Source organism: Bradyrhizobium sp. 192 (genome assembly GCF_023100965.1).
GTDB classification, from domain to species: Bacteria; Pseudomonadota; Alphaproteobacteria; order Rhizobiales; family Xanthobacteraceae; genus Bradyrhizobium; species Bradyrhizobium symbiodeficiens.
This window is the reverse complement of sequence record NZ_CP064690.1, coordinates 4,413,294-4,429,149: the sequence shown is the minus strand read 5'-3', so window position 1 is coordinate 4,429,149 and position 15,856 is coordinate 4,413,294. Positions and strand designations below refer to the sequence as shown.

The 15,856-nt window shown below is 62.3% G+C and carries 14 protein-coding genes; all 14 read right to left on the bottom strand.

Annotated features, from left to right (window positions below):
- Positions 1-6 precede the first annotated feature (6 nt).
- Positions 7-432: an EcoRII N-terminal effector-binding domain-containing protein gene (locus IVB24_RS20155; RefSeq protein WP_247768262.1), complete on the bottom strand. Its 426-nt coding sequence runs from the start codon at positions 430-432 to the stop codon at positions 7-9.
- Complete coding sequence (locus IVB24_RS20150; protein WP_247768260.1) at positions 429-2,312, bottom strand: DEAD/DEAH box helicase; 1,884 nt, start codon at positions 2,310-2,312, stop codon at positions 429-431. The genes IVB24_RS20155 and IVB24_RS20150 overlap by 4 nt, the downstream gene beginning before the upstream one ends.
- Positions 2,313-2,324: 12 nt before the next feature.
- A complete protein-coding gene (locus tag IVB24_RS20145; RefSeq protein WP_247768258.1) occupies positions 2,325-3,548 on the bottom strand; it encodes a type II restriction endonuclease in 1,224 nt (407 codons plus the stop codon).
- Positions 3,548-4,000 (bottom strand): DNA mismatch endonuclease Vsr, encoded by a 453-nt coding sequence (gene vsr / locus IVB24_RS20140; protein WP_247768256.1) that lies wholly within the window; start codon positions 3,998-4,000, stop codon positions 3,548-3,550. The genes IVB24_RS20145 and vsr overlap by 1 nt, the downstream gene beginning before the upstream one ends.
- Positions 3,993-5,267: a DNA (cytosine-5-)-methyltransferase gene (dcm, locus tag IVB24_RS20135; RefSeq protein ID WP_247768254.1), complete on the bottom strand. Its 1,275-nt coding sequence runs from the start codon at positions 5,265-5,267 to the stop codon at positions 3,993-3,995. The genes vsr and dcm overlap by 8 nt, the downstream gene beginning before the upstream one ends.
- 221 nt (positions 5,268-5,488) lie before the next feature.
- Entirely contained in the window at positions 5,489-6,193 is a 705-nt protein-coding gene (locus tag IVB24_RS20130; RefSeq protein WP_094977691.1) for an ABC transporter ATP-binding protein, read from the bottom strand.
- Between the two features lie 7 nt (positions 6,194-6,200).
- On the bottom strand, positions 6,201-7,481 hold the full coding sequence (locus IVB24_RS20125) for a lipoprotein-releasing ABC transporter permease subunit (protein ID WP_094977690.1): 1,281 nt from the start codon (positions 7,479-7,481) through the stop codon (positions 6,201-6,203).
- A 72-nt stretch (positions 7,482-7,553) separates the two neighbouring features.
- Positions 7,554-8,873 carry a proline--tRNA ligase gene (gene proS, locus IVB24_RS20120; protein WP_247768252.1) on the bottom strand — a complete coding sequence of 440 codons (1,320 nt, stop codon included), beginning with the start codon at positions 8,871-8,873 and terminating at the stop codon, positions 7,554-7,556.
- Positions 8,874-9,017: 144 nt separating this feature from the next.
- Positions 9,018-10,580, bottom strand: a complete 1,563-nt coding sequence (locus IVB24_RS20115; protein ID WP_247768250.1) for a CopD family protein — start codon at positions 10,578-10,580, stop codon at positions 9,018-9,020.
- Positions 10,580-11,110: a YcnI family protein gene (locus tag IVB24_RS20110; RefSeq protein WP_247768249.1), complete on the bottom strand. Its 531-nt coding sequence runs from the start codon at positions 11,108-11,110 to the stop codon at positions 10,580-10,582. Before IVB24_RS20110 ends, IVB24_RS20115 begins: the two co-directional genes overlap by 1 nt.
- Positions 11,111-11,139: 29 nt before the next feature.
- The gene (locus IVB24_RS20105; RefSeq protein ID WP_247768247.1) at positions 11,140-11,670 is read right to left on the bottom strand and encodes a copper chaperone PCu(A)C; all 531 of its coding nucleotides are present in this window, start codon (positions 11,668-11,670) and stop codon (positions 11,140-11,142) included.
- Positions 11,671-11,698: 28 nt separating this feature from the next.
- Positions 11,699-12,196, bottom strand: coding sequence for a TlpA disulfide reductase family protein (locus IVB24_RS20100; RefSeq protein ID WP_247774135.1), 498 nt, complete (start codon positions 12,194-12,196; stop codon positions 11,699-11,701).
- Positions 12,193-13,404, bottom strand: coding sequence for a sialidase family protein (locus IVB24_RS20095; RefSeq protein WP_247768244.1), 1,212 nt, complete (start codon positions 13,402-13,404; stop codon positions 12,193-12,195). The genes IVB24_RS20100 and IVB24_RS20095 overlap by 4 nt, the downstream gene beginning before the upstream one ends.
- A 26-nt stretch (positions 13,405-13,430) precedes the next feature.
- Positions 13,431-15,818: a TonB-dependent receptor gene (locus tag IVB24_RS20090; RefSeq protein WP_247768242.1), complete on the bottom strand. Its 2,388-nt coding sequence runs from the start codon at positions 15,816-15,818 to the stop codon at positions 13,431-13,433.
- Between the last annotated feature and the right edge of the window lie 38 nt (positions 15,819-15,856).

The following is a 15,856-nucleotide window of genomic DNA, read 5'->3' as shown; positions in this document are numbered from 1 at the left end:
CCCTTCCTAGATATCAATAATTTTCCACCCGGCGGAGAGCCGCAGCACGCCTCCCGCAGTCCGTTCGGCCTGGCATTTGCGGTGATGCTCTATCGAAAAATGGTCGCGCTCGGAGCGCTTCAATATGATTTCGTCACCGGGCTTGAGATTATGCCGATGGAAGTAAGGTGTCATCCGGGTCAGGCGGTACTCGTTGCGTGTTCCGCGCCCGTGGAGCCTGTTGTTGTAATAAATGAAGGCGAATTCCCATCGCTCGCCGGCTGCGTCGGTAAAGAACAGATGGACCCGCGGATTGTATTCTTCGGCATTGAGATGGGGAAAAAACGAGATGACACCAGAACTCTTTGGAATCAGAATACCGGCTTGATGCGCGCCGGTTTCACCAGCATCGTTAGCGCTCAGAATCTTGGAAATTAACGAGGGAAGCTTCATTTCTTCGCTGATTTCTCGGCCAGGGGCGAGCGCTGCAGCGCAGCGACGATGTCGGCGTAATCGGCGGCCTCGCCGCGGACGCCGACAACGGCGGCCTCCGACAATGTCCGCTTCCTCGCCAGCCGGTCGTCAACCACTTCTTCCACTGTCCCCCCGCAAAAGAGCCTGTGAACCGTCACCGGCCGGGTCTGACCGCGCCGGTAAGCCCGGGCGGAAGCCTGATCCTCAAGCGCAGGATTCCACTCCAGCGTGTAGTGTATCACATGGTTCGCGGCGGTGATATTCAGCCCGGCGCCCCCGGCTCTAGGATTAAGGACCAGGAGGGCCGGGCCGGATTCCGCTGAAAAGCGGTCAATGACCGGCTGCCGGTCGTCGATCGGCACGCGGCCGTCGATATAGCCGGTAAACACCGCAAATCGTCCTGCAATATCCGCGACCAGGATATCGGTCATCTCGGTGTAGGCCGTGAACAGGATGGCCTTCTCGCCGCCCTGGAAGATTTCCTCCAGGATATCGGCCAGCCGGGCGTACTTCGAAAAGGCGGCAGGGTCGCCCGCGCGCGCCGTCCCGGCAACCAGCCATGGATGGCTGCAGAACATCCGCAGACGGGTCAGGGCCACCAGCGTTGCCGAGGCACCAAATTGCGCTGCAATCTCCTCGCGCATAGCCTCGTAGGCCTTTGCCTCGTCGTCCTCCAGCTCGATCACCTGCGGGATGTCGATGCGTTCAGGCAGGTCCTTCGCAACTTCAGACACCCGGCGCCGCAGCATGATTGGTGATGCCAGCCGTTCAAGACTGGCGGCACCGTCGAGGTCGTCCTCGAACTGCTTCTGGAATTCGCCCACTGTGCCGAGGTAGCCAGGCAGAACAAGATTCGTGATGGACCACAGGTCGGTCAGCTTGTTCTCCACCGGCGTGCCGGTCACAGCGATGGCTGAACTGCGGCGCAGCTTCTTCACCGATCGCGCGCGGAGCGAATCGCTGTTCTTGATGTACTGCGCCTCGTCGCAGACTAGGATCGACCAGTTGATCATCATGAACATGGAGTTGTCGCGGACGACGGTGTCGTAGGAGGTGATCACGACATCAAACTGGCTTAGGTCAGCAGGGCGGCCCGTCCGGTCTGGCCCGTGATGCTTGAGGGTCCGGATGTGCGGCGCAAACTTTTTGAACTCGCGGCTCCAGTTTTCAAGCAGGGAGCCTGGCGCCACGATGAGCACCGGCTCCTCACGCGGTTTCAGCGGGTCGGCAATGGCCCCAATGACCTGGAGCGTTTTGCCCAAGCCCATTTCGTCGGCAAGGATACCGCCCAGACCTTCGGCGGCAATGAACCGGCACCAGCGCCAGCCGTCGAGCTGATAAGGATACAGCGTCGCATTGACGTTTTGCGGCTTCGCATCCGACGGTGTCAGGAACGAAAGCGCCACCAGCGGACGAGCATCTCCCTCCGGAACGACCCCAGCCTGACGCATGGCGAGGTAGATCTGCAGCGAAACCCGCTCGCCGGGTTGAGCCTTGTTCTTCAAAAGGAGCTGGCGAATTTCCGCTGCCGACTGGCTATCGAGCGGATACCAGCGGTCATCGCTCACGTAATGGCCGGCATCGAGCGCGGCGACGCCGGAAATAGGAATCACTTTCGCGCGGTGCGTGCCGGTCAGAACAAGTAGCTCATTGCCGTTCTCCTCTTTCAGAGAAAGCCCGAGCTGCAGCGGATATTTTGAGAACCGTAGATTTTCGACGTTGCTCCCGTCGACCGGCTCCGGGATTAGACCGCGGTCGCCTTCCCCGAAATACCGGAAGATATCCTCGGCAGACGGAATCCGCTCACCGTCAGGCGAACGAATGCCAAGTATGCCATCGCGCAAAAACCAGCTGTACATGCTGCGCCCCGCTTATCCGGCCTGTCGCTCCCGCACAAGACGGAGAAAATCCCGGACGTCTATCAGACCGGCCTGCTGCGCGGGCGTAAAGGTCGAATGGATCGCGCGGGGAATAACCAATTGCAGCCGGCTTGCCGCAATCTGCTCGGTCTGGTGAGCGGAGATGCCGGGCTCAAACGTGAGGAGATGCTTTTCCGGAATCCTGTTTGCCTCGGCCAGCACCTGGCGCCATCTGTCCTTGAGCGTGAATTTTACGCCCAGCATGGTGAGCCGGTCGGCCGGAAACGCAAGATCAGCATATTCCGCGGTACCTGGAAACAGGAAGTCGGGCTTGTTGCGGTTCTCGGTCTCCGCCCCCCGCGCGTACTGTAGGTCGTGGGCCTCCACAATGGTCTCGAAATGATTTTCGAGCGCGCGGCCGGCACGGGAGCGGCGTCGCTGATGGAGCTGCATCGAAAGTGACAGAACGCCCTCGACCAGCGCGTTTCGGTTGTCGGCGACAACCGACAGCTGCTCGGCAATGATGTGGCGTTCAAGCCGCCGGAACAGTAGCTCTTCGCGTTCCATCCATGCAAACAGGGCGGCGTCGGGATCGTCGAGCGGCGACACGTCACGCAACGTTTGTCGCGCAAACGCGGAGAACTCCCGGGTGGGCGGGAACGTCGTTCCGAACCTCGCGATTAACGGATCAATCGCGTCGACTTCCGGTTCTTCCAGATCGATGCCGAGTTCGTCGAGGACGTAGCGTGCGGCAAAATCCAGCCGCGCCGAGTCGTCACCGGTGATTTGCCTGAACGCGAAGGCAAGTTCCGGCTGCTCGTCGATGCCGAAGAGCCAGAGCAGCTGGCTCTGGATTGTGCTGTCGAGCGGCACCACAACGACCATTGCCGTACCGTCGCGTCGTAGCGCGAGGAACAACGCGTCGCCCGGCTTCATCGCCTCAGTGACGATGTTGCCGGAATAATAGAGGTGATATTCGGCAGCGCGAGGTCTGCCCTTACGGACGTTCGACCAGCTGATGAATCCATCCTCGCTCAGGCCTTCGTTTTCGTCGTTGAGCCAGATGAAGCGGGTGGGAATGGATTTGCGGTCGGCATCGCCGAACATCGCCCGTAGCGCTTTGGTGCCCTGGATCTCATGCTGGTTGGATTTAGGGCTGACGGTCTCGACCAGCGTCAGCTTCTTGACCGCAACGCCTTCGAAGAAGTCTGACAGCATGCCGCGGCGGTAGGTCATCAGCTTCCCCGGATTGCAAGGGAGTCTTTTCGGGAGCTCAGCCACGTCGCGCATCGGGTAATGACCTCCGGGTAAGGCAACCGCGTTCTGCCTTTTAGTGCGCATTCCCAGACGACACCTCGGCGCCAGCCGGCGGCATGCAGCGCAACCTCATGCCGTGCATCAACCTCGCGATTGCGAGCGATCTTCGCTTCCCAGAACTCCCGCCGTGTGGATGGCATCTTGAACAAATGGCAGTCGTGACCGTGCCAGAAGCACCCATGCGCGAACAGAACCGCGTCATAGCGAGGAAATACCAGGTCTGGCTTGCCAGGCAGTCCTTTGGCATGGAGCCGGTAGCGGAAGCCTTTGGCAAAAAGGCCGCGCCGCAGCAGCATTTCCGGATTCGTGTGGGCGCCCCGGATGCCAGCCATCATCCGGCTGCGCACGTCGGGGGAGACGACGTCAGCCATTTACGGCCACAGGCTGGCGGTCGGGACGTGTGATGTGACGGACGACTACTGAGTTTGCGGGGGAGGAACCCTGTTTCGCCAATGCTGCTTCAAGGTGAGGTTTTATTGCCTTCGCGAGGAATTCGACCACTGGTACTACGACGGCATTGCCGAACTGCTTGTAAGCCTGTGTGTCGGACACCACGATTTTGAATTTTCGCTTCGAGTTCTCGAATCCCATCAGGCGGGCGCACTCGGTCGGTGTAAGCCGCCGTGGCCGAGTTCCCGGCTGTTTGACCAAAACCTCCGAGCCATCTTTGTAATAGCGGGCCGAAAGGGTCCGAGTGACATCGTCGGGTCCGAACAGGCCAAAGCCGAACCCGTTTCCAGCCGCCGTATGCTTCTCCTTGTAGGCTTGCAAATACTTCCATAGATGCGGCGTCAGTGTGTACTTCGGGTCAACTTGGTCCGGTGGTTGCAGGATGCTGCCGAGCTTTGGCCACTGGCTTTTCGGCGGAAGCTTCAGCTTGTCCAGGTCAAATGTGGTTGGCTCGCGGAATCCAACGATGAAAATTCGCTCGCGGCGTTGGGGGACCCAAGGCTCCGAACTGATAACGCGATGCTGGACGTGATAGCCGAGTTCATTCTTCAGTACATTGATGATGGTCGCAAACGTGCGACCGCCGTCGTGGCGTTGCAGATTCTTGACGTTCTCGAGGACGAATGCCGCGGGCCGGTGATGGGCGATGATCTGGGCCGTATCGAAGAACAGCGTACCCTGTGTATCGCAGAGAAACCCGTGGGGCCGGCCCAAGGCATTCTTCTTTGACACACCAGCGATGGAGAACGGCTGGCATGGAAAGCCCGCCAGCAACAAATCGTGTTCTGGAATCTTGCCGGGTTCGCTGGAGTACTCGCGAATATCGCCGCCGATTTCATGGTTGTCAGCGAAATTGTGCTTGTAGGTTTCCTGGCACTTCGCGTCCCATTCCGAGGTGAAAACACAGCGGCCACCGATGGACTGGAAGCCAAGACGGAGGCCGCCAATGCCGGCGAAGAGGTCAATGAACCGGATACCAGGAGCCGCAGGGCTCTCCTTCGCAAACCGATTCTCCACAGCCTGGCGCATCTGGTCGAAGGCCAGCTTTGTCGGCCGGGTCTCTCCGCGCTCATAGCGATAGACCGTCCGCGGCTCCACCTTCAGCAAATCTGCTGTTTCAAGCAGGGTCAGGCCGGCCCGCTCGCGCAATTCCTTGAATTCTGTCCGCTTCGTCGGTCTCAAGCTCATGTGTACGCGACTCGCTCTGTGTCATTTTTTGACAAACTGACATTATTCCTCCCAACCAGCAATGAGGATGCCTGCAAAATAAAAAAGGATGAGAACGAGGGTGCTATCTGATCGCGCTGGTGTGCGAGGCCCTGGCGGCGGCGAAGCGCCGTCGCCGATTTTTTTCGTCAGTCGGCCCAAGCACTTGGCTACTGTGCATGGGGTTGTTTTCGCAAAATTGACTATTCGAGCTCGACCACCTGGCCGTTCGAGAGCGAGACCCGCCGGTCCATGCGACCGGCCAGCTCCATGTTGTGGGTCGCGATCAACATCGAGACCGACGTCGCCTTGACCAGCTGCATCAGCGCCTGGAACACGTGATCCGCCGTGTGCGGATCGAGGTTTCCGGTCGGCTCGTCCGCAAACAGCACCCGCGGCGCGTTGGCAACCGCGCGCGCGATCGCGACGCGCTGCTGCTCGCCGCCGGACAGCTCGGCCGGGCGATGGGTGATGCGGTCGCCGAGGCCGAGATAACCCAGGATCTCCTTGGCCCGCTTGACGCTCTCGGATTTCTTCAGGCCGCGGATCATCTGCGGCATCATCACGTTCTCCAGCGCCGAGAACTCCGGCAACAGCCGGTGCGACTGGTAGACGAAGCCGATATCGGTGCGGCGGAGCTGGGTGCGCTCGATATCGGGCAGCTGCGAGGTCGGCGCGCCCGAGACATAGACCTCGCCGGAATCGGGCGCTTCCAACAGCCCCGCGATGTGCAGCAGCGTCGACTTGCCCGAGCCCGACGGCGCCACCAGCGCGACCGACTGCCCGGCCCACAGCGCGAGATTGGCGCCGTCCAGGATCGTCAGCGGCACCTCGCCCTGCAAGTACTGCCGCTTTATCTCGTGGAGATAAATGACCGGTACGTCTTCCGCCCCCTGCTGCTGCTCCATCAACCCCTCACTCGTACCGCAGCGCTTCGACGGGATCGAGGCGCGCGGCGCGCCACGACGGATACAGCGTCGCCAGGAACGACAGCGTCAGCGCCATGATGACGACGGCCGTGGTCTCGCCGACGTCGATATCGGCGGGCAGTTTCGACAGGAAATAGAGCTCCGGCGAGAACAGCTCGGTCGAAGTCAGCCAGGACAGGAATTGCCGGATAGATTCGATGTTGAGACAGATCACGAGGCCGACGATGAAGCCGACCAGCGTGCCGACCACGCCGATCGAGGCGCCCGTGATCAGGAATATCCGCATGATCGAGCCCTGCGAGGCGCCCATCGTGCGCAGGATCGCGATGTCGCTGCCCTTGTCCTTCACCAGCATGATCAGGCCGGAGACGATGTTCAGCGCCGCGACCAGCACGATCATGGTCAGGATCAGGAACATCACGTTGCGCTCGACCTGGAGCGCGTTGAAGAAGGTCGAGTTGCGCTGCCGCCAATCGACCAGGAACACCGGCCGGCCCGCGGCCTCCGTCACGGCCTGTCGGAAGGCGACGATCTGGTCGGGATTGGTGGTGAACACCTCGATCGAGGTGACGTCGTTGCTGCGGTTGAAATAGGCCTGCGCTTCCGCGAGCGGCATGAACACGAAGCCGAGGTCGTATTCGGACATGCCGATCTCGAACACGGCGACGATCTTGTACGGTTTTATGCGCGGCGTCGTGCCCATGGGCGTGACCGCGCCTTTCGGGGCCACCAGCGTGATGCTGTCGCCGGCATGTAGCGACAGCTGGTCGGCGAGGCGCCGGCCGATCGCGACGCCCTGCCCCTCGTCGAAGCCCTCGAGCGAGCCCTGCTTGATATTCTTGGCGATCGAGGTGAGGTTGTTGAGGTCGTCGGAGCGGATGCCGCGCACCAGCACGCCCGAGGCGTTCCACGGCGAGGACGCCAGTGCCTGGCCGTCCACGACGGGCGCGGCGAGCCGGATGCCTTTGACCTGGCTGAGGCGGTCGGCGACGTCCTTCCAGTCCGTCAGCGGCGATTCCAGCGGCTGGACCAGGATGTGGCCGTTGAGCCCCAGGATCTTGTCGAGCAGTTCTTTGCGGAAGCCGTTCATCACGGCCATGACGATGATCAGCGTCGCCACGCCCAGCATGATGCCGAGGAAGGAGAACCCGGCAATGACCGAGATGAATCCCTCCTTGCGGCGCGCGCGCAGATAGCGCGCCGACAGCATCCACTCGAAGGGCGCGAAAGGCGCGGTTGGCTTGGTCTCGGTCATGGTTTCATCCATCGCTTGATAATCCCATGATTCGGGGTCAATTGTGGCCGGATTGCCGGCCCATCATCGCGCGATGAACACTATTCAGCCGACGAGGCGGGCAACCGCGTCCGCAGGCGACATCGTCTCGCGGGAGCCGTCACTGCGCCGCTTGATCTCGACCTTGCCGTCGGCGAGGCCCTTCGGCCCGATCATGATCTGCCAGGGGATGCCGATCAGGTCGGCGGCGGCAAACTTTGCGCCGGCGCGCTGGTCAGTGTCGTCATAAAGCACGTCGACGCCCTTGGCCGTGAGCTCGGCGTAAAGCTTCTCGCAGGCCGCATCGACGGCCGCATCGCCCTGCTTGAGGTTGAGGATCGACACGCGGAACGGCGCCACCGCCTCCGGCCATTTGATTCCGGCATCGTCATGGCAGGCCTCGATGATGGCACCGAGTAGCCGCGAGACGCCGACGCCGTAGGAGCCGCCATGAACCGGCACATCGACGCCGTCGGGGCCTGCCACCAGGGCTTTCATCGCGTCGGAATATTTGGTGCCGAAATAGAAGATCTGCCCGACCTCGATGCCGCGGGTGTTCACCCGCTTGTCCGCGGGCACTTCCTGCTCGAACCGCGCCGCGTCGTGAACGTCCTCCGTCGCCGCGTAGACCGAGGTCCACTGCTTGATGATCGGCGTCAGGTCGCTCTCGTAGTCGACATCCGCGCCCGGCACCGGCAGGTCCAGCACGTCGCGATTGATGAACACGCCGGATTCGCCGGTCTCGGCCAGCACGATGAACTCGTGGCTGAGATCGCCGCCGATCGGGCCGGTCTCGGCGCGCATCGGGATCGCCTTCAGCCCCATCCGCGCGAAGGTGCGCAAATACGCCACGAACATCTTGTTGTAGGCAACGCGCGCCGCGGCCTCGTTGAGGTCGAAGGAATAGGCGTCCTTCATCAGAAACTCGCGGCCACGCATCACGCCGAAACGCGGACGCTGCTCGTCGCGGAATTTCCATTGGATATGATAGAGATTCAGCGGCAGGTTCTTGTAGGACTTCACATAGGCGCGGAAGATCTCGGTGATCATTTCCTCGTTGGTCGGCCCGTACAGGAGCTCGCGCTTGTGGCGGTCGGCGATGCGCAGCATCTCCGGGCCATAGGCGTCGTAGCGGCCGCTCTCGCGCCAGAGGTCGGCGAGCTGCAGCGTCGGCATCAGCAGTTCCAGCGCACCGGCGCGGTCCTGCTCCTCGCGCACGATCTGCTCGATCTTCTTCAGCACGCGGAAGCCGAGCGGCAGCCAGGCGTAGATACCAGCCGCCTCCTGCCGGATCATGCCGGCGCGCAGCATCAGCCGATGCGAGACGATCTCCGCCTCTTTCGGATTTTCCTTCAGGATGGGCAGAAAGAACCGCGACAACCGCATGGTAATACTCTGGGAATCAGTGGTGGGTTGCAGTGAAACCGGATTGGGAGCGAAAACACAAGACCGGGAATGAGGAAAAGCCGCTAACGCAACGGGATTCCTGTCATTTTTCCGTTGGACTTCAGGTTCAGCGTGAGCTGTGCCTCACCGCTGCGTGACATCGAGTTCATCTTCGAGCGTGATCTGCTCGAAGTCGGTCACCAGCGCGTCGATCCGCATATGCCAGCGGCCGGCGAGCGGAAGCTCCGCCTTGCGCACGTGCCAGTAGCCGTCGGGCCCCAGCGAGGCCTTCCGCTCCATCGGCTCGATGCCACGCTCGGGCAGGCTTAGCGTCAACGTCGCCTCCTTGGCCGCCAGCGGCGTCGCCTCGCCGGTCATCAGCTGGAGCACCACATCGTTAGCCCCCGCCTTGCCGGGCGAGACCAGCACCTGGAACATCGCCTTGTCGCTATGGATGTGGATCGCCAACGGCGTCTCCGGAACGATGGTTCGCGGCGGCGGCGTGAGGCGCCAGCCGGCGACCACGGCCAGGATGGCGAGAGCAATCGCACCTTCCAGCAGGATCGAGCGCCTGAGCGCGGGCGTCCCTGTCTCGTTCCGGGCCAGAGCTGGAGTCAGCCGGAACCGATTGAGCGCGGCCAGCGCGACCAATCCAGTGACCAGGACGAGCTTGGTCGAAAGGATCAGCCCGTAGCGAGTGCCGACCAGCGCTGCCGGCTTTTCGAGCTGAACGATTGCGAGTGCGAGGCCGGTCAAGGCCAGCACGCCCACCGCGAGCGCAGCAATGCGGGAAAAGCGGTTCACAATCGGGAGCGTCGCCATCGTCGGCTTCGACACCAGCACTCCGAGCGGGGCCAGCGCGCCGACCCAGAAGGCAACGCCGAGGCCATGGAGAAAGATTGCCGGCCGCGTCAATGCCTCGGGCGGCGCCGTTGCGGCGTGTCCGGTCATCGCGAGCGACAGACCGACACCGATGAACGCGATCATCGCAAGAGCGCGCGCGAACCACGCGCTGCACAGCGCCAAATACGCAAGCAGCATCGCTGCGAAAGCAACCAGCAGGGCAGGACCGGCGCTGGTCGCAAAGGCGACCTTCCAGGGACCAGAGGTCGCGAGAGCAGATGGTGGCAGCCCGAGAAGATCGAGCCCCAACGCGCCGACGGACGCCGCCGCGCTCACAAGACCGAGGGCGAGCGCCATGCGCGGGACGGCCATGCCGGTCATCGACCACGCCACCCAGCGCGCGAAGAACACGCCGCCGACGCCGACGAACAACCCGATATAGAGACCGACCCGCGTCAGCCAGATCAGCGCGTTCAACCCGGCGTCCGCGGCGGCGGGCGGCTTCGTCGCCGTCGGCATGCCGACCGAGAAGATCACCGATCCCGTGACGGGATGGCCGTCCTGCGAGATCACGCGATAGCTGACGACCGCGGTCCCCTCAGGCAGGTCCGCCGGTATCGCGACCGAAATGGTTTCGTCCGATGCGCTGACGCGCGCATCGTCCCGCGCTATGCCCTTCCCATCGATCAGCCGGATCGCGCCCGGCGTCACCGTCTCGTTGAAGCGCAGCTCCACCACCTTGGGCGCGGTCGCGAGCATGCTGCCGCTCGCCGGCTCGACCGAGACCAGGGCCGCGTGCGCCGACGCACCGCTTGCAAAGCCGGCAACGAAGAGCAGCGTCGCGAGCGCGGCGAGCAGGCGCATCAGGGTTTTGGCAACAGCTTCACGCCAGGCGCCGGCGACTTGCCCTCGGATTTGCCCTCGTGTGAATGCCCTGCCCCCTCGGCTGGGATCTCGATCCAGCGGCTGACGCCGGTCTCGCATTCCTGGACGACGGGGAAGTACAGGGTCGTGTTCGGCTTGAGGCCGTCGGTGAGGAATGTGCTGAGGACGAACTCGTCATAGTTCTTCTCCGGCAGCTTGCCGCCGGACCATGCCACCTCCTTGACGCCGGAGGAGAGCTTGTTGCCATGATAGTCGTATTCTCCGGCATATTTGCCCTCGACGACATCGACATTCCAGCCCGCCTTCGGCATCGGCTTCACCGCGATCACCCCTTCCGGAATCTGCACCCGGATCTTCACGGTCGGCGAGCCCGCGCAGCCGTGCGGCACGGTGAAGACCGCCTTGTAGGACGCACCGACCCTCGCTTGCTTGGTCTCGAGCGACACGTGCGCCGCCGCTGGCGAGGCGGCGAGCGCGGCAACCAGGATCAGGCAGGATTGCTTCGACATGTTCGGTCTCCCGAGAGCTCAGATCAGTCTCATTTCATTTTCATTCCCGAATGATCCGGCTTCATATCCATGTGACCGGAATGCCCGGCGTCGCCGGGGGCCTGGGCGCCGACGCCCTGGACGTCGAGGGAGACGGCGACTTTGCCGGCCTTCTCGAATTGCAGTATCACCGGCACCTTGTCGCCCTGCTTGAACGGGCCCTTGAGCTCCTGGAGCATCAAATGATAGCCGCCGGGTGCGAACTTGACCGTCTTGCCGGGCTCGATGGTGAGCCCCTTGTCGAGCGCGCGCATCTTCATCACGCCATTCTCGACGGCCATCTCGTGGATCTCGAACTTGCCGGCAATGTCGGCGGAACCGCCGATCAACCGGTCCGGCGCCGTTCCCTTGTTCTCGATGACGAGATAGCCGCCGGCGACCTTTGCGCCGCCCGGTGTCGCGCGGCTCCACGGCTGCGAGATGACGAGATCGCCGGCCTTGACGTCCTCGGCGAGAGCGGGTCCTGCGGAGATCGCGAGAGCGAACGCGGCGAGCAGCACGTTTTTCGAGATTGTCTTCATTTCCGTATTCCCTTTGCAGACCTGAACTTCAGTGTTTGGAGAGTTGTTGCGCCGACCATTTTTCAAGGTCAGCGATTTCGGCAGAGCCTTCGATCGTCGTGATGGTCCCTTCCCGCGAGATGAGCATGGTGCGGGGGATGTCGCCCTGCCAGGCCGGATCGATCTCGAACCGCAAGCGCTCGACGAAGCCGTCGTTGAAGATGAAATTTTCGGTGGACGACAGACCCGCCTTGTCGAGCATCGATTGCGTCGCCGCCGGCAGGTTTGGCACGAGATCGGCGCTCACAGTGACAACGTCGATCTCCGGATGTTCTTTTGCAAACTGCCCGAGCAGCGGCAGTTCGACCTTGCAGGGGCCGCAGGTCACGCCCCAGAAATGCACGAGCACGGGCCGGCCGGCGTGTCCCCTGAGGACGCTTTGCCAGGTGCCGCGCTCGAACGGCTTCAGGGCGGGAGACGTGCCGAACGCAGCCGCAGATACGATCAGAACGCCCAGACTCACAATGCCAGCAAATCGAAATCTCATGGCTGGTCCTCGATGGCTGTGAGGCGATAACCATCCGCCTTCGTCATCCACGATAAATAGGTCTGCTTGCCGTTGGAGACGAGCAAGGGGTGATCGGACGTGTCGCTCGTGCTCGCTATCGTCCTCGGCGGCGACCACGTCTCACCATCGTCGTGGGAGACCGTCATCTGGACCGAGGTCTTTTCACCGTCGAACTCCTTCCAGACCATCACCGTCCCAGCACGACCTGCAAGCACGAAGGGCCGCGTCGGGTTGCGGCCCGGCTGGCCCAGCGCCATGGGCGCGGAGAAGGTGCGGCCTTCATCGCGGGAGTGCGCGTAGAACAATCCCTTGCGCGCCTTGCCGTTGGTGTACCAGGCGACCTGATAGGTCCCGTTCGGCGCAACGGTGAGGCTCGGCCCGTGATGTGGACAGGCATTGATCTGCCAGTCGTCAACGCTGACCCTGCGGACTTCACCTGGTGTCGCAACGTCCGAGAAGGTCATGACCGCGTGGTCGCGCACGCCACCCTCGAAAATGTTCCTGAAGATCACGACAGGCCGTCCGGGCGCGGCGAATGCCAGCCCCAACCGGCAGCACTCGCAGGTGCCCTCACGCGCCAGCTTTGCTTCCGCGTAGGTGGTACCGCCGTCGCTGGACGAGGTGAAGAACAGCCCGGCTCCCTCGTATTTCTGTCCCGCCTCCTTCGCAAGAGTGCGATTGCGCTTGTCCAGCCAGGCCGCGAAGACCGTTCCATCCTGATCGAGCGCCAGCGCCTCGAACCGCTGGCTCTCATTATTTGCGGTGATGGGCTTCAGTTCGGCAAAGCTCTTCCCGCCATCGGCCGAGCGCGTGTAAAGCACCTGACCGTTGAAGGCCTCGTCCCTGAAGGTCGAGAACGCGAGCGCAATGCCGCCCTTGCGGTCGACCACGATCTTCGGCCGCGCGTCCGGTCCCCAATCGAGGGTGAGTCGTTTCGACGTGACCTGGGTGGGCGGTGAAAAGCTGCGGCCCGCATCCTGCGAACTAGCGACCGAGACCTGCCCCCCCGCCATCCAGACCAGCCACAGCGTGCCGTCCGGACTGAAGGCAGGCGTCACCTTGGTCGCACAGCGCAGCGTCGGCTCCTCGCACGCAGCTTCGGACACATGCGGGGCACGCATCTGTGCAAGCGCCGCACTTTGCAGGAACACGCAGGCGACGATCCCGAGCAGGCCAGTTCGGGTCATGCCCCACTCCCTTCGAGAAGCCCGGATCATTTGAATGCCACCTTCATACCCGCAACGAATGTGCGCGGCGAGCCCGCATAGATCGACCCAGCCGTGTTCGCAAGCGCGCTCGCAGAACTCGGAAGACCTCCCGTCACCGTATTGGCGATGTTGTTGGCCGAGGCGACGTAAGTACGGTCGAACACGTTCCTGACTTCGAGAAACAGGTTCAGGGATCTGAACGTGTCGGACAGCAGATCCGTCTTGTAGTGGACGTTCGCATTGACGAGCTCATAGCCCGGCGCCTTCAACAGATTTGCATTGTCCATGTAGAAGGAATCCTTCCACTGGATCTCGACGAAGCCACCGAGACCGGTCAGGGGGCCGGCGAATTCGTCGTAGCCAATTCGAGCCGTCAGCTCGTTGGGCGATATTCCGGGGATCTTGTTGCCGGTCCGGTTGAAGCTGAACACCGCGCCGTTGGTGATGTTCTCGACATATTCGGTATAGACCTCGTCGAGATAGGTGTACGCCGCCATGAACCGCCAGCCCGGATAGAACTTCCAGTCGGCGGCAAGCTCGATGCCGCGATGTTCCGAGCGCGGCGCGTTGAACGTATAGGAAACACCGGCAATCGGGGTCGCCTGACTGACGATCTCGTTGCGGAAGAATTCGTAAAAGCCGGTCGCGCTGAGCTTGAGCGTGTTGTTGGGAGTCCAGTCGAAACCGAGATCGTAGCCCAAATTTTTCTGGACCTGGAGCTGGGTATTGTTGCCCGACAAGCCAGTCGGAAGGACAAAGAGATTCGAACCCTGCGGAGTGCCATATCCAGTGGCGACCCGTCCGCGGAAGAGCCATTCGTTGTTGAGATTGTAGAGCAGCGCCAGTTCTGGCGCTGCATTTTGAAACTGCCGGTCTGCCGTCGTCAGCGTCGTGGTAGTGATGCCGCTGGGGCCGGCATAAGCATACGCCGTATTGACGCCTTTCAGTAGGGTCGTCTCCCAGCCGATACCGGCAACCGCCGTCAACGCAGATGTGAGCTTGAGCTCTTCCCTGGCGCGTACGCCAAAATTTGTCGTTTCACTGTAGAGGTTGCTCGACAGCCTGCCGAGCGTCGCGTTGCCTCCGGGCATCACGTTTCGCGTGTCGCTCGATGCCGTCAGAGTATTGTAGAAGGCGCCAAAGAACGCAGTGGACTCCAGGCCTAATATCTCTCCGCGCTTGGTGAGATCGCTCATGTAATTATACGACGGAAAATCGCCGATCGCACTGGTCGAGCCGGTGGGCTGACTGATGTTTCGGTCGTCAAACACGAACTGGTTGCGCCAGGTCATCGTGTTGTCGAAGTCGTGCTCCCACCGGCCGCCGACGATGGTTCGGCGATCGTTTCGCCCGAGCCCGGCTTGCGTGGCAGTCTCGGTGTCCTTGCCGCCGTTGAAGCCGTTGTTGAAAAGAGACACGGTGGGACATCCGGCCGTCCCCGTGCCGATCGTGCAACCCTGCTGGAAGGGATTGGTGTAGAACTGGTTCAGCGACTGCCGGATCGGCAGCCGCGCGCTGAGATCGTTGTTGATGATCTTGACCGTGAAGCGGTCGTCCGGCGTTGCCTTGAGCGTGCCGAGGAAGTTGACGGTCTGCGTATTGAACCAGCTGTTGCCGATATAGCCGTCGCCCCGTGTGTCGCTCGCGAACAGGGAGCCCTCGAAGTTCCCGACCTTCTTGCCGGCCGCCAGGTAGTTGTTGAGGTAACCGTAGCTGCCGCCATCGACGCCGTATTCGACACCGTCGATCGTGCCACCCGGCCGTGTGCGAAAATTGAGCGCGCCGCCGGTCGCATAATTGCCGTAGAGCGCCGACGAGGGGCCACGGATCACGTCGATCGCACTGTAGGCGTGTGGATCGATCAAGTCGCTGCGCGACAGGCCGTCCGGCTGCGTCACCGGGAAGCCGTCGTCGAAGATCACGAGATTGCGGATCGCGAAACCGTTCCGGGCGTTGGATCCGCGAATCGAGATGCCGAAGTCGCGCGGGCCATTACCCTGCTTGATCGAGATGCCCGGGCTGTCCCGCAAGACGTCGCCGACCGAAAACGACGGGCGGTTGTCGAACTGGCTGCGATCGATGGTCGTCGCGGTCTGGCCGGCCGGCGCTTGATTGAGACCGGCCCGCGCTGCGCCGGCGGACATCGTATCGTTCTGCCCCTGGGCGCCATCGGTCGCGTTCGGCGCGACCGGCCTCGCTGCCCGCGCCGCCGAAGCGGAGCGTTGCCGCGATGGCCGGGTGACTGGCTTGGGACGGGACGTCTTGGGTGCCTCGACCGTCACTGCGGGAATCGCTTCCGAGGCAGCCTGAGCGAGCGCGTCTGAACCGAACGGGGACACCAGCCCGAAAAACACGGGCAAGCCGGCGCGCCCTATCGCACGAATGCGTAACATCTCTTGAATTCCTGACATCCGGCACTGCGGCCGGTCCA

What these genes read in the sequence shown, in the direction of transcription:
- IVB24_RS20155 (WP_247768262.1), bottom strand. Translation starts at nt 432, where the DNA reads ATGAAGCTTCCCTCGTTAATTTCCAAGATTCTGAGCGCTAACGATGCT.
- IVB24_RS20150 (WP_247768260.1), bottom strand. Translation starts at nt 2,312, where the DNA reads ATGTACAGCTGGTTTTTGCGCGATGGCATACTTGGCATTCGTTCGCCT.
- IVB24_RS20145 (WP_247768258.1), bottom strand. Translation starts at nt 3,548, where the DNA reads ATGACCTACCGCCGCGGCATGCTGTCAGACTTCTTCGAAGGCGTTGCG.
- vsr (WP_247768256.1), bottom strand. Translation starts at nt 4,000, where the DNA reads ATGGCTGACGTCGTCTCCCCCGACGTGCGCAGCCGGATGATGGCTGGC.
- dcm (WP_247768254.1), bottom strand. Translation starts at nt 5,267, where the DNA reads ATGAGCTTGAGACCGACGAAGCGGACAGAATTCAAGGAATTGCGCGAG.
- IVB24_RS20130 (WP_094977691.1), bottom strand. Translation starts at nt 6,193, where the DNA reads ATGGAGCAGCAGCAGGGGGCGGAAGACGTACCGGTCATTTATCTCCAC.
- IVB24_RS20125 (WP_094977690.1), bottom strand. Translation starts at nt 7,481, where the DNA reads ATGGATGAAACCATGACCGAGACCAAGCCAACCGCGCCTTTCGCGCCC.
- proS (WP_247768252.1), bottom strand. Translation starts at nt 8,873, where the DNA reads ATGCGGTTGTCGCGGTTCTTTCTGCCCATCCTGAAGGAAAATCCGAAA.
- IVB24_RS20115 (WP_247768250.1), bottom strand. Translation starts at nt 10,580, where the DNA reads ATGCGCCTGCTCGCCGCGCTCGCGACGCTGCTCTTCGTTGCCGGCTTT.
- IVB24_RS20110 (WP_247768249.1), bottom strand. Translation starts at nt 11,110, where the DNA reads ATGTCGAAGCAATCCTGCCTGATCCTGGTTGCCGCGCTCGCCGCCTCG.
- IVB24_RS20105 (WP_247768247.1), bottom strand. Translation starts at nt 11,670, where the DNA reads ATGAAGACAATCTCGAAAAACGTGCTGCTCGCCGCGTTCGCTCTCGCG.
- IVB24_RS20100 (WP_247774135.1), bottom strand. Translation starts at nt 12,196, where the DNA reads ATGAGATTTCGATTTGCTGGCATTGTGAGTCTGGGCGTTCTGATCGTA.
- IVB24_RS20095 (WP_247768244.1), bottom strand. Translation starts at nt 13,404, where the DNA reads ATGACCCGAACTGGCCTGCTCGGGATCGTCGCCTGCGTGTTCCTGCAA.
- IVB24_RS20090 (WP_247768242.1), bottom strand. Translation starts at nt 15,818, where the DNA reads ATGTTACGCATTCGTGCGATAGGGCGCGCCGGCTTGCCCGTGTTTTTC.